Origin of the sequence: Pectobacterium versatile (assembly GCF_003932035.1) — a bacterium.
Taxonomy (GTDB): Bacteria; Pseudomonadota; Gammaproteobacteria; order Enterobacterales; family Enterobacteriaceae; genus Pectobacterium; species Pectobacterium versatile.
This window is the reverse complement of the sequence record NZ_CP034276.1, coordinates 3,071,840-3,084,802: the sequence shown is the minus strand read 5'-3', so window position 1 is coordinate 3,084,802 and position 12,963 is coordinate 3,071,840. Positions and strand designations below refer to the sequence as shown.

The 12,963-nt window shown below is 41.6% G+C and carries 11 protein-coding genes; 8 read left to right on the top strand and 3 right to left on the bottom strand.

Going from position 1 to position 12,963, the window contains the following annotated elements:
* Positions 1-101 precede the first annotated feature (101 nt).
* Entirely contained in the window at positions 102-416 is a 315-nt protein-coding gene (gene fliE, locus EIP93_RS13975) for a flagellar hook-basal body complex protein FliE (RefSeq protein WP_103860358.1), read from the top strand.
* Between the two features lie 149 nt (positions 417-565).
* Here fliE and fliT read toward each other — a convergent pair whose 3' ends face one another.
* From fliT to fliD, 3 genes are read right to left on the bottom strand one after another with little or no spacing between them, the layout of a single operon-like run.
* Positions 566-934, bottom strand: coding sequence for a flagella biosynthesis regulatory protein FliT (gene fliT / locus EIP93_RS13970; RefSeq protein ID WP_125232861.1), 369 nt, complete (start codon positions 932-934; stop codon positions 566-568).
* 2 nt (positions 935-936) lie between these two features.
* Positions 937-1,344, bottom strand: coding sequence for a flagellar export chaperone FliS (gene fliS / locus EIP93_RS13965; protein WP_125232860.1), 408 nt, complete (start codon positions 1,342-1,344; stop codon positions 937-939).
* A 17-nt stretch (positions 1,345-1,361) separates the two neighbouring features.
* Positions 1,362-2,780 carry a flagellar filament capping protein FliD gene (gene fliD / locus EIP93_RS13960; protein ID WP_125232859.1) on the bottom strand — a complete coding sequence of 473 codons (1,419 nt, stop codon included), beginning with the start codon at positions 2,778-2,780 and terminating at the stop codon, positions 1,362-1,364.
* A 275-nt stretch (positions 2,781-3,055) separates the two neighbouring features.
* Between fliD and EIP93_RS13955 the strand changes: the two genes are divergently transcribed.
* The 7 genes from EIP93_RS13955 (at position 3,056) to fliZ (ending at position 12,928) form a co-directional block, all read left to right on the top strand.
* On the top strand, positions 3,056-3,967 hold the full coding sequence (locus tag EIP93_RS13955; RefSeq protein ID WP_125232858.1) for a flagellin N-terminal helical domain-containing protein: 912 nt from the start codon (positions 3,056-3,058) through the stop codon (positions 3,965-3,967).
* A 167-nt stretch (positions 3,968-4,134) separates the two neighbouring features.
* A complete protein-coding gene (locus EIP93_RS13950) occupies positions 4,135-7,449 on the top strand; it encodes an O-linked N-acetylglucosamine transferase, SPINDLY family protein (protein WP_125232857.1) in 3,315 nt (1,104 codons plus the stop codon).
* Between the two features lie 75 nt (positions 7,450-7,524).
* The gene (locus EIP93_RS13945) at positions 7,525-8,691 is read left to right on the top strand and encodes a nucleotide sugar dehydrogenase (protein WP_125232856.1); all 1,167 of its coding nucleotides are present in this window, start codon (positions 7,525-7,527) and stop codon (positions 8,689-8,691) included.
* A gap of 122 nt (positions 8,692-8,813) precedes the next feature.
* Positions 8,814-10,718: a flagellin N-terminal helical domain-containing protein gene (locus tag EIP93_RS13940; RefSeq protein WP_241229556.1), complete on the top strand. Its 1,905-nt coding sequence runs from the start codon at positions 8,814-8,816 to the stop codon at positions 10,716-10,718.
* Between the two features lie 15 nt (positions 10,719-10,733).
* Positions 10,734-11,300, top strand: coding sequence for a hypothetical protein (locus EIP93_RS13935; protein WP_103971983.1), 567 nt, complete (start codon positions 10,734-10,736; stop codon positions 11,298-11,300).
* Between the two features lie 186 nt (positions 11,301-11,486).
* A complete protein-coding gene (locus EIP93_RS13930; protein WP_014915881.1) occupies positions 11,487-12,209 on the top strand; it encodes an RNA polymerase sigma factor FliA in 723 nt (240 codons plus the stop codon).
* 203 nt (positions 12,210-12,412) lie between these two features.
* A complete protein-coding gene (gene fliZ / locus EIP93_RS13925; RefSeq protein WP_010306119.1) occupies positions 12,413-12,928 on the top strand; it encodes a flagella biosynthesis regulatory protein FliZ in 516 nt (171 codons plus the stop codon).
* The last annotated feature ends 35 nt before the right edge of the window (positions 12,929-12,963 follow it).

The window sequence follows — 12,963 nt, the reverse complement described above, 5'->3', positions numbered from 1 at the left end:
TTCGCGCTAATTGTGCGATTTATCTGAAAAGCTGTGTGATAGGGTAATGCTGTCATAGAAAATGCATAAGTAGTCTACTCTGTATGATGTAGTGAGGTGTTATGTCAGTTCAAGGTATTGATGGCGTTTTACAGCAAATGCAGGTCAAAGCTCTGCAAGCTGCTGATATGCCAATAGCCAGACCATCGGTAGAACCTGGTTTTGCCAGTGAGTTGAAAGCCGCGATCGATAAGATCAGCGACACGCAGCAGACGGCTCGTACGCAGGCTGAAAAATTTACCTTGGGTGTGCCAGGCGTAGCATTGAATGATGTGATGGTGGATTTACAGAAATCATCCATTTCAATGCAGATGGGCATTCAGGTGCGTAATAAGCTGGTATCTGCGTATCAGGAAGTGATGAATATGTCTGTTTGATGTTATCTCATAACATTGAGTTGTAATGAACAAAGCTATTGCGCGCTATTTCAGTTGGTTAGCACTGAGGCGCGCAAAATTTTTTCTGCTGTGTTATCTATTTGTAGATCTATATGACAATGCCTATATGTAGCCGATTATTGGTAAAATTATGGATTCCCTACATCTCCTGGTAAAAATCGATGTCCAGCGAATTCGCCGTAAGTGCTGTTAATATTTTTTTGAGTGACAGAGTCTTTCATTAACGAACTAAGCTCATCCATGCGTTTGCGTAAAAGCTCTTTAATTTGTGATTCATTTTCAACGATTTCGTTAAGTATTTTCCGAAAATGTAACTTCATTATACTATCGATATTATCAGGAATTGCTGTTTGACTTAATTTTTCCACTGCTTGAATATAAGCAATCTCCTGTGCAACTAATTCGTCCCATTGTTTATTGGATGCCAATCCAAGAATTCTTCGGCTGAGGGTTTGAAGTTGTTGGTAATCTTTTAGGAGTTGATGGAGATTGCCCATGATTATTTTTCCTGCGACGGCTGATAGTTGGGACCAATTTGACGCCAAGCGTCAGCAATGTTTTCCAGTAAGACTTCCACTTCCTCTATAACCTTCACATCATTGTGAAGGTTAGCGATCATCAACCGTTGTGTCATATAGTCATAGAGTGCAGATAGGTTTTCAACCAACTCCCCACCTTTTTCCATATCTAGCCCTACTTTCAGGCCATTGGTAATGATATCAATGGCTTTGGATAAAGCCATTCCTTTGCCCTGAATATCACCCTGCTGGAGGAGAATACGCGCCCGTACCATTGCGCTACGCGCACCATCGAACAGCATCACGATAAGCTGATGCGGACTGGCGCTCATTACCGCACTTTCCAAACCGACTTGCGCATAGGCCTGGCTGCCAGTTTTGTTATACATGTTACTGTCCTTCATTATTACTTATTAAGTGCGGCCAACTGCGATGTCAGATAATCACTGGTGCCGTTCATTTGCGATACTAATTTATCTAACTGAGTAAACTGAGCCTTGTAACGGGCAATATTCGCGTCAATACTTAGCTTGGTTCGTTCTTCGGTCTTTGTTAACGATTTTTGTGTTGCAGCGATACTCTCTTTGGCAATTTGAATCGAACCTTTATCATCACCAGAGGTTACTTTTAGTACAGAATCCAGATAAGTATTGATTTGTGTCGCAAAGCCTGTTGTTTTACCGTCGCCGACGAAAAACTCTGTCACAGAGCCATTTCTTTCTTGTAATGATTTCTGCAACTTACTGCTATCAACTTCCAATTTTCCATCAGTGGGGTTTTGTTTAATCCCCATTTCATTCAATGTACTGATATCCATTCCACTTTGCGCACTGGAGATTTGCATCTTCAATTTAGTCTGAATGCTGCGTACCGTGCTGTTACCGAGCAAAACACCATTGCTTGAATCTGGTGCATCAGAATTGGGGTCGGTCGGTGTAAACTTCGTCAGGTTGCCAATAGTGGTTTGCAGGGAATTATAAGCATCCGCCCATTCCTGAATCGCCTTCTGCATTGGCGCATTGTCTCCAGTGAGCGTTAATGCTTCGGGAGTATCAAGCGCAGTTTTCGATTTTAAATTTAACGTTACGCCTTCTATGGCATCATCAATCGTATTACTCTGGCGGACAACCTGAATACTGTTCAACTGGATAATGGCATTCTCAGCGGCGGTCTGTTGTTTCATGCCATTGCTGGCTCCTCCAGCTGTATATGCTAGCTTTTGGTTTAATCCGTCGTCACCACTGACGCTGATCGTCATCTGCGAATCAGTACCCGTGCTTTTAGATGTAATAGAGAGGTAGTAGCTATTGTCATCAGCTTTGATGATACTTGCACCCACATCACCATTTGCTTTATTGATGGCATCACGAATGCCTTCCAACGAGGTTTGTTCTTGTGTCAATTTAATTTCTAGTGGTTTATCTTGCCCATCTTGCTTAATTGTTAGTGTTCGTGTGCTTGCGCCATCACCTAATGCAGTTTTATTGTTGGTTTCTTTGGCGGAGATGACGGAATGTGCGGTAGCAAGATTCTGCACTTCTACGTTATAGATGCCAGCCACTGCTTTGCCGGAAGACGTTGCGCTAAAAGCTTTGTTTTCGCTACTAATGGCAGTTTTGTTGATTTCGTTCGCTTTAGTCAGCGCTTCATTCGCGGCATCTAGCTTCGTGAGTGCCGTTTTCAGCGTGTCAAAAGCTGTGTCACGGTTTTTGTAGATTTTTTGTTGATTATTGACAGGTGTGATGCGTGTCTGCTCAAACGAAGTCAACTGGTTCAGGATATCAGTAAAACCACTGGTGGAGCCTGTAAAGCTGATGCTAGCCATAATAATTCCTTTAATGGGTTTCAGATGTCATAAACTGCTTATCGGCGGCTATAGAAGAAAGTTTAGCATTATTGCGCTAATGTATTGCCTATGCGGATATGGTTTTATCCACGACTCACCACAATATTTCATCTCAGCAAATAAATTTCTAAAAATAATTAAAGCTTCGTTCAAGCGCGCCGATACAGGTTAGGACGGTGATAAAAGCCGTGGGCAATAGCCCGAACTCTAAACCGACCCGAAATCGACTTTAATGCATAATAAGGAATACAATTATGGCAGTCATCAATACTAACAGCCTGTCTCTGACGGCTCAAAACAACCTGAACAAATCTCAGTCTGCTCTGGGTACGGCTATCGAGCGTTTGTCTTCTGGCTTCCGTATCAACAGCGCTAAAGATGATGCTGCGGGTCAGGCAATTGCTAACCGTTTTACCGCTAACATCAAAGGCCTGACTCAGGCTTCACGTAACGCTAACGACGGTATCTCTATTGCGCAAACCACTGAAGGCGCATTGAACGAAATCAACAACAACCTGCAGCGTATCCGTGAACTGACCGTTCAAGCGAATAACGGGTCTAACTCTGGTGATGATTTAGTTTCTATCAACAACGAAGTCGTTGACCGTCTGAAAGAAATCAACCGTGTATCTAACCAGACTCAATTCAACGGCATCAAAGTTCTTGACTCTAATCAAACTCTGGGTATCCAGGTCGGTGCGAATGATGGTGAGAAAATTGATATCTCACTGAAGCAGACTGATACCACAACACTGTTTACCGGAAATGCCCGTTTGACTGGTATCACTGAAGCATCAACAGGTGCTGCGTCTGTTGGTATTCTGGCTAGTTATAGTGCTGCTGTGGCTGCAACTACTACCGGTGCTGCTGTCTCTGCTAAAGCTACAGTAGATGCTGGTTTGTTAGAACAAATTGATAAAGCTATTGCAACTGTCGACTCTCAACGTAGTGGTTTGGGTGCGATTCAAAACCGTTTTGAATCTACAATTACTAACCTGAACAGCACGGTAAATAACCTGACCTCAGCGCGTAGTCGTATTGAAGATGCTGATGTCGCAACTGAAGTGTCCAACATGAGCAAAAACCAGATTCTGCAACAGGCTGGTACTTCTGTATTGTCTCAGGCTAACCAGGTTCCGCAGACTGTGCTGTCACTGCTGCGTTAATCAATCAGTTTTACTGAAAGCGTTTTATAGCTCTAATGGCGGATTTAAAAATCCGCCATTGTTGTATTTATAGTTCTGGATATTGCTGCATTCTCACAGAGGTGTTGTTTCTGCTGACAGCAATTGTATTGCTCACTGATAACTAACCACAATATTAAGTGCTAACCATGAAAAAAACACCTGCAAGACGTAATCAGTACGATGGGAAAAAATCTCAAAAGCTTCACAGCATGAAGCAAGCGGTTCATTTACTGTCTTCTGAACCTGAGAAGGCTTTTGAAATTATTTCCGATTTTTTAGTTGAAGATTCAAGTGATCACCTCTTGTTTTTGATCGCTAGTCGTGCGCAAAAAGAGTTAGGTAACTACGCTGAATCTTTAAAATACATAAATAAATCTCTTGATATTCAGCCTGACAATGCTGATGCGTTATATGTAAAAGCAGAACTCCTCTATATCAATAAAGATAATTTAGTAGCCCTAGATGTACTAGAATATGCGCTCAAGCTCACACCAAATAGATCCGATTTTCTCTCTTTACAATCAAGGGTTTTTCAGAGCGCTAATAAATATGACGATGCAGAGAATGTTTTGAGGCGCTTATTGCAAGCAGAACCCGATAACTATGCTCACTGGTGTAATCTGGGGTTGCTTAAAATGAACACTGGCTTTTTAATTGAAGCCGATGATTTTTTTAAACGAGGGGAAGAGGTTTCAACAGATAAACCAGCCTCATTTTTTAATAGAATTGTCAATGCACATTATTCTCCTGAAAAAACGGTAGAGCAAATACTGGAGCTATGTAAAGCATGGCAATCAAAATTTAGACCTGTTAGTAAGCTATTTCAACCCCGAAATAGAAATATTACCTCTGATAGAAAAATTAGAATAGGCATGATATCGGATGGTTTTAGGGTGCATCCTGTTGGAAACATGATCACACTTGGTCTTGCACATATACCGGAAGAGCAAATTGAATTTTATGCCTATAGTACAAATAGCGAAGAGGATTTGGTTACTAATAAAATAGAAAATATTTGCTCACAATGGAGAATGGTGGCCGAATTATCGGGTAAAGACTTAGCTAATATTATCATTCATGATGAAATAGATATTTTGTTTGATTTGTGTGGCTATAACTCCAATAGCCGTATGCGTACTATGATGATGAAACCAGCGCCTATACAGATAAAATGGGTCGGAGGACTAATTAGTAGTACGGGTGTTGAAGAAATCGACTATTTACTTAGTGACCATATTGAAACTCCTCTTGGTGTTGATTATCTTTATACTGAAAAGTTAATTCGTTTACCTGATGATTACATCTGCTATGACCCTCCGCACTATTTACCTCCAGTAAATAAATCACCAGTAGGTAAAAACGGGTATATTGTGTTTGGTTGTTTTAATAATGCAACTAAAGTAAATGATGTGTTGCTTATTGAATGGTCTAAAATATTAAATGCAGTACCCAATTCACGTTTATTTTTGAAAAGCTTTCAATATACTAGTGAGAAGTTATGTGAACGAATTTATTCTGTTTTAGAAATACATGGGATTTCTCGGGAACGTATAAGAATAGAATCTTCTTCGCCACATAGAGAACTTCTGGCGAGCTATAATGATGTTGATATCGCACTCGATCCATGGCCATATTCCGGCGGATTAACGACATGTGAAGCGATGGCTATGGGCGTACCAGTGGTTACATTACCGGGGCCTACGTTTGCTGGCCGCCATTCTGCTTCTCATCTGGTCAACGCAGGTATGCCGGAACTGGTGGCTAATGACTGGGAAAACTATATTAATATCGCTGTAGGGATGGCGAACGATGTAGATAGTTTAAGTGTTATTCGTCAACATCTACGCGATATATTGCTGGCTTCTCCTGTTTGTGATGGTAAACGTTTTGCGAAAAATTTCTCTGATGCTATGCGTGCGGTATGGCAAAGATATTGTGAAGGAAAGAAACCAGAAGCATTGACATTGAGTAATGACTCAATGCCTTATTTTCATGATGATAGTCAACCAATTACATTGGTACATCCTATTGTTGAAAATATGGTTGATACTAAGCAGCAAGATAGCTTTAGTTTCCAATTGTCGGGGAAAATAATCGCCATGGATCACGGCGGTAGTCTGGCAACGAACAAAAATTTTATTAATTTAACAGCTACCGATGCTTTCCATTTTATTATTATGGATATGCTCGGTGAAGTAGAGGAACGTCATTTACCGTTGCGTAAAAAAGGCATACAACATATAAAATTACATGGCTTGGGCGATGGAGAATCTTCTCCTGTTTACATGTGTCTTGAACCGGAATACAGCAGTGACTTGGCTCCTTTATCCGCTGAGGGAGGAAGTAGAGTGCTTGCTGAGGTAATTGCCCAAACCTCAGAACTTGATCATATTCATGGGTTGGACCATCTGGATTGGCTGATTTTGGATAATCGTTATGATATTCGCAAAGCTATTATCCATGGTAAGCGTATTCTCTCTGACTGCCTTGTTGTTCAAGTAAAAATCACTTTTTCTCAGACTCACCAAGAACAATTGCTGTTTAGCGATATTACTTCTCTTTTGACACAATACGGGTTTTCTTTCCATTCGTTAGAAGATATTGAATATGCTAAACCTACCGTGATTGATGACCAAAAAATGCTACCGTCATCAAAAATGATTTCTGCTGTTGCAGTTTATCTTCCAGATAATGTTCGTGTGCACGCACTGACAGTAGAACAGCGTGAAAAACTGGCATTTATTCTGCATACCGCTTATCGGATGCAGGAGTTTGCCTATTCAGTACTACAGGTCGATTCTAAAGAAAGGGCTAAAAGCTATCTTGATGATCGCAATATAACCGAAAAAAATGCTGGCAGGTCATCTTCAGCGTTGCCGAAGATGACTATTCCTGATATGCCTAGAATGTCAGAAAAAGAAACTCAATTGTTTGAATATTATCTTAAACAAGCAACGTGCTATTTTGAGTTCGGTAGTGGAGGATCGACAAAGCTTGCAGCTAGAAATAACGTAGAAGTATTTGGTGTAGAAAGTGATAAAGTATGGGTGGAAACACTAAAAAAAGAAGTTGGCCCATTGTGTAAAGTTGAATACGTTGATATTGGACCGACAAAAGCATGGGGGTATCCTGTTGATGATATTCATCGGGAAAAATTCCCACACTATAGTGAAACGATTTTGAAACATGACCGCACGTTTAATCTTATTCTCGTTGATGGCCGTTTTCGTGTTGCCTGTACCCTTAATGCAATAAAACATATATTAGAGAAAAAGAAGAATATAGCAGACTCGGTGATTTTTATTCATGATTTCTGGAATAGACCTGATTATCATATTGTTTTGGAATTTTTAGAAAAATTAAAAATGGCAGAAAGCGCCGGGGCTTTTAAAATTAAAAATGATATTAATATATCATCACTTAATGAAGTTCTAGAAAAATATAAGTATATTGCCCAGTGAATTTTAATCAAGGTACCTTGATAAGGTACCTTGATCTAAAATTAGGTGTTAATTTTTATATAGATTAAGGTCATCATGAAAATAGCTATCGCAGGAACAGGATATGTCGGATTATCAAATGCGATGCTTCTGGCACAACATAACGAAGTCGTTGCGGTTGACATTGTTGCTGACAGAGTCGCGATGTTGAATGATAAAAAATCACCTATTGTTGATAGTGATATTGAGGATTTTCTTCAACACAAAGCATTAAGTTTTACAGCAACGTTGGATGCAAGAGATGCATATAAGGGTGCTGATTTTGTTATAGTCGCTACGCCAACAGACTATGATCCTGAGACTAATCGATTTAACACGCATTCCGTTGAAGAAGTGATACACCAGGTGTTACTTTTAAATCCGCTCGCGGTCATTGTGATTAAATCGACAGTTCCTGTTGGTTATACACAGCAGGCCAGAGAAAAATTTAATACAAAAAATATTATTTTTTCACCGGAATTTTTGCGAGAAGGGAAAGCGTTGTATGATAATTTACACCCGTCACGTATTATCGTTGGTGAACGTTCCTTACGTGCTGAAAAATTCGCAAATCTGCTATTGCAAGGAGCAATAGAAAAAGATATTTCTGTGTTGTTTACAGAGTCTACAGAGGCAGAAGCCATTAAGCTTTTTTCAAATACTTATTTGGCAATGCGCATCGCCTATTTTAATGAATTAGATACTTATGCTCAATCATTAGGATTAAACAGCAAACAAATTATCGAGGGAGTTGGATTAGATCCTCGTATTGGCAATCATTACAATAACCCCTCATTTGGTTATGGGGGGTATTGTCTTCCTAAAGATACTAAGCAATTATTAGCTAATTATGTCAGTGTGCCCAATAATATTATTCAGGCTATTGTGAGTGCTAATCATACTCGTAAAGATTTCATTGCTGATTCGATCATAAAAATGAATCCTAAAATCGTTGGAATTTACCGACTTGTCATGAAAGCAGAGTCAGATAACTTTAGGTCATCTGCTATTCAAGGTGTCATGAAAAGAATAAAAGCTAAGGGTATACATGTTGTCGTTTATGAGCCTGCAATGCAGGAAGAAGCGTTTTTCCATTCTCCTGTTATTCATGATTTAGTCGAGTTTAAGCAATGCGCGGATGTCATTCTGGCGAATCGAATGTCTGGTGAATTAAATGATGTGCAAGATAAAGTTTATACGCGAGATATCTTTGGTTGTGATTAATAACAATGTGATAACAAATCCTATATCATTTTTTTGTTTCGTAACGATTTTTTCTAAAGTTTTGACTTTGGATGCCGATAACTGCAAAAGATTTTAAGTGAAATTTTATGCAAGGACGTATCATGGCAGTGGTCAGCACCAATCTTCCTTCGCTCAACGCTCAAAAGAACAGCAATAAATCTTCCTCCTCACTGAGCTCAGCAATAGAGCGTCTTTCTTCCGGCTACCGTATCAACAGCGCTAAAGATGATGCTGCTGGGCAAGCGATTGCCAACCGTTTCACCGCCAATATCCGAGGACTAAATCAAGCTGCGCGTAATTCCAATGATGGAATGTCGATGCTGCGGACCGCAGAAGGTGTGCTTGATGAAATAAATAGCCGTCTGCAACGTATTCGAGAACTGACGGTTCAAGGGCTGAACGGTACGAATGAGGGTGATGTGGGTGACAGTATTCAGGCCGAAATTAATCTGAACCTGAAAGAGATCGATCGCCTGAATCTATGGGCTTCTTTTAATGGTACTCCATTACTGAATGGTAGTGGCGGCACTAAAGCGCTACAGGTTGGTGTTTATGACCATGAAACAATGGATATCGATCTCGGCCCACCAGGGTTCAGCGTGCAGGAAATGGGATTGCTGGATATGACGGTGCAGGGCACCCCAGGGAAAGTGACGCCAGTATCCTCGCTAAGTGGTGTATCGAGCCAGATCAATTTAGATGATACGACATACACGACAGTTGCTTATATACCGCCGGACAATAATCCTAATCTGGTGCGTTCCTCGCGCGGTAGCAATCTGGTCCAACTGGATGGTACAGGTGGAAGGTTGATGAATGTGTCGATCAGTGCCGCCCATGATACCGATACCCGCTTGAATGATGTCCGATTAGGCGTCAGCAGTGGTGTGGTCGCTAATACGGCAAGTGAGTCAATTTCTAGTACCCGCTATCTGGATAGTAATGGTAATACCTTGTTTTTGAATCAAGCAGGGGTTGTTAGTTCTGGAGGAAAATATTGGATCCAGCATCAAACCAATAATGGTATGTATTATTATGAAGCGGAAGTAACGGTTCATGGCGATCAAAATAAGATCACTGCTCAGGCTAAGTCGACCACGAGAATAGCAAAAAATGACATGACGAGCAGTATTTCTGATGTGTTGCGGTACGCACCTTCTGTATCCAAAGCGAGCGCTGATTATAGCCTGGCACTGGATGGTTCAGATGAAACCAACAATGCCAATATGGCGTTGGTTCGATTGGGAAATTATTACTATGTGGAAGAGCAGGTTAGTGCAGGGCAATATGCCTACTACCGTGCTGATGTGACTATTAAGACTGGGGGCACTCAAAATTCAATTACTGTGACCTCTGATCGTAGCCAGATTATTTCAGTCAGCGATCAGCCGTATGTGGGTGGTTCATCGGTGGCACACCTTGACCCTGAAAATAATAATGTTCAGGTTAATTATGTCGATCTGGCGGGTAGATCGTATTCAGATGTCATGCGTGCAGATGAAGATGGAAACTATGTTTTTCATCTCGATGAGTTTGTCGGTGGAGAAGATGCGTATAAAACAGCCAAAGTAGTACGTAATCAAAATGGACAATATATGCTGCAAACTGTAAATGGCGCTGCAGAAGTTGTTTTATACTATCCACTTTCCTATTCCGTCTCAACTAATGTCGAAAATAATCAGACCATATTGACCTTGCGCGAAGCCGATGTCGCACAGCGTTTACGTAATCCGTCCGATCCCTTAACTGTCATCGACCAAGCTATCGCCAGAGTGGATGCCAAGCGCGGAGAATTGGGGGCATTGGAAAATCGCTTACAGTCTGTTGTGCAAAATAACACACAGACCAGCATGAATCTGACAGCATCACGCTCACGGATAGAAGACACGGATTTTGCACAAGAAATTTCTGTTATGACCAAGCAACAGATACTGCAGCAGGCATCGATATCGGTATTGGCGCAGGCTAATCAAATTCCACAAACGGTGTTGGCATTATTAAAATAAGAATGGATCTATCTTATGAAAAAACAAGAGGTTTTGATCATTGAATCACGTAGCGCACAGGATATTTATGATGACCGCTATGAAGGTGAAACGTTAAAGCAAATTTTAAGGCTCCAGGGTGTTCATGCTAAATATATTGAGGTGGTCAATCAGGAGCTATTTGTTAAGGCTCTGAAGTTGGCACAAAAAGAACATATAAAATATGTACATATCAGTGCGCATGGAGAGGATGAGGGGTTTGTTTTGACTGACGGCACTGAAATATCATGGGCAGATTTTGACACCTTGGCATGGCCATATTTAAAGGGAGTTTGCCTTTGTTTTTCAAGTTGCTCTGTAGGGAAAGGGGCAGAAAAATTATTTACACATCATAAATCATTTTGTAGCGCGATTGTTGCACCTACCCGAACCATCACCTGGGGGGAGGGGTTAGTCGCCTACTCTGCATTTTATCACCGTACGTTATCAACGGAAACGTCGCCGGAACAAGACGTAAAAGTACTCAACCATATTGTCGGAGCAGGAAGCTTCAGATTAATAAGATCCTCTTACCAATCTGTAACTTATGCTTTGGGTAGCTAATTCGCAATTAAAGAACGATACCCAGCTAATTTTACGAAATATACGACGTTTTTCACCTAATTTGGGAGCAGTCCCTCAGGCAGTATCCCAAATAACCCTCCTTTTACCTCCCTATTCAGGCGATTGGCTACCCTACCTAAAAGCATAATAGTGTCGATAACATTATCATCGTAGGTATTTGTCACTGTGAGCGATTTGTATACCGCCGAAGGCACAATGGATAAAAATTCCCTTTGGAAGCGCTATGTACCACTAGTGCGCCATGAAGCCTTGCGTTTACAGGTTCGTCTCCCCGCGAGTGTTGAACTTGACGATCTGCTACAGGCTGGTGGTATCGGCTTGTTAAGCGCAGTTGAACGTTATGATTCGTTACAAGGTACGGCGTTTACCACCTATGCTGTCCAACGAATTCGCGGTTCGATGCTGGATGAATTACGCAGTCGTGATTGGGCTCCACGCAGTGTACGGCGTAATGCGCGGGAAGTGGCACAAGCAATGCAACAGGCTGAACAGCAGCTCGGTCGTACTCCAACGGAGCAGGAAGTTGCGCAGACCCTGAATATCACGCTTGAAGATTATCGTCAGATATTGCTGGATACGAATAACAGCCAGCTTTTCTCTTACGATGAATGGCGTGAAGAACATGGTGACAGCGCAGAGGCGTTACTGGAAGGCAATGAAGATGCGAACCCATTGCATCAACTGATGGAAGGCAATTTGCGCCATCGTGTAATGGATGCGATTGAAAGCCTGCCAGAGCGTGAGAAGTTGGTGTTGACGCTTTACTATCAGGAAGAGTTGAACCTGAAAGAGATCGGTGCCGTTCTTGAAGTCGGAGAGTCGAGAGTCAGTCAGTTGCATAGCCAGGCGATAAAGCGCCTGCGCGTGAAATTAATGAACGATGTTTAATTGCGCTGCGTAGGAATACTGTTATCAAAGTATATCTTCAGTCACTGAAGCAGCAGGCCATGACAATGTTTGAATATTGATGCGCGCCTTACATCAGTATTTAGATGATTAATGTCACCTGTTTTTAGCACACCAGATTCTCTGGCGTAATGAATGATGCTATCGCTTTACATTGAAGCTATATATTGTCATGGAATGGATTCATGCACCCATCAATTCGGAAGAAACAGCTCCTAAGCCGTTATCTGAAAGACTTCAAACACAGACAAACCAACTGTTCACAGTGTGATAAAGAGCTCGACCGCGTTTCACTGGTATTTCGCAATCAGCTTATTAATAAAAAATCGATCGGCAGCATCGACAGGCTTATCGATGATGACATATGGTCCGGTCTGCAACAGGAATTAATCCCACTTTGCCGCTTTTGTAGCGAAATATTATGCAATACCACTGCTAGCTATTTCGATATTAAAGCTTTCACACAGTATCTGATTGAGCAGACTGAAGTCCGGCATAGCACGATGCGCGAATATGTCATTCGCTTGCGGCGCTTGGATGAGCTGCTGGCCGCCAATAATTATCCAGCAGAAACCTTTTCCCGGCACCGTGATGGAGTGCAGCAGCGCGTATGTGACTACCTTCCCGGCATTGAGCAAAATATATACCGCAGCGCTTTACGAAAATACGACCAATATCTGGACTGGCAGCGGCATTTCTGACGTGCATCATGCGTCGTTCTCAGGCTGACATTGCC

Excerpts from the sequence above, each read along its gene's own strand:
- fliD (WP_125232859.1), bottom strand. The coding sequence starts at position 2,780 with ATGGCTAGCATCAGCTTTACAGGCTCCACCAGTGGTTTTACTGATATC.
- fliZ (WP_010306119.1), top strand. The coding sequence starts at position 12,413 with ATGCACCCATCAATTCGGAAGAAACAGCTCCTAAGCCGTTATCTGAAA.
- fliT (WP_125232861.1), bottom strand. The coding sequence starts at position 934 with ATGGGCAATCTCCATCAACTCCTAAAAGATTACCAACAACTTCAAACC.
- fliE (WP_103860358.1), top strand. The coding sequence starts at position 102 with ATGTCAGTTCAAGGTATTGATGGCGTTTTACAGCAAATGCAGGTCAAA.
- EIP93_RS13945 (WP_125232856.1), top strand. The coding sequence starts at position 7,525 with ATGAAAATAGCTATCGCAGGAACAGGATATGTCGGATTATCAAATGCG.
- EIP93_RS13955 (WP_125232858.1), top strand. The coding sequence starts at position 3,056 with ATGGCAGTCATCAATACTAACAGCCTGTCTCTGACGGCTCAAAACAAC.
- EIP93_RS13950 (WP_125232857.1), top strand. The coding sequence starts at position 4,135 with ATGAAAAAAACACCTGCAAGACGTAATCAGTACGATGGGAAAAAATCT.
- fliS (WP_125232860.1), bottom strand. The coding sequence starts at position 1,344 with ATGTATAACAAAACTGGCAGCCAGGCCTATGCGCAAGTCGGTTTGGAA.
- EIP93_RS13935 (WP_103971983.1), top strand. The coding sequence starts at position 10,734 with ATGAAAAAACAAGAGGTTTTGATCATTGAATCACGTAGCGCACAGGAT.
- EIP93_RS13940 (WP_241229556.1), top strand. The coding sequence starts at position 8,814 with ATGGCAGTGGTCAGCACCAATCTTCCTTCGCTCAACGCTCAAAAGAAC.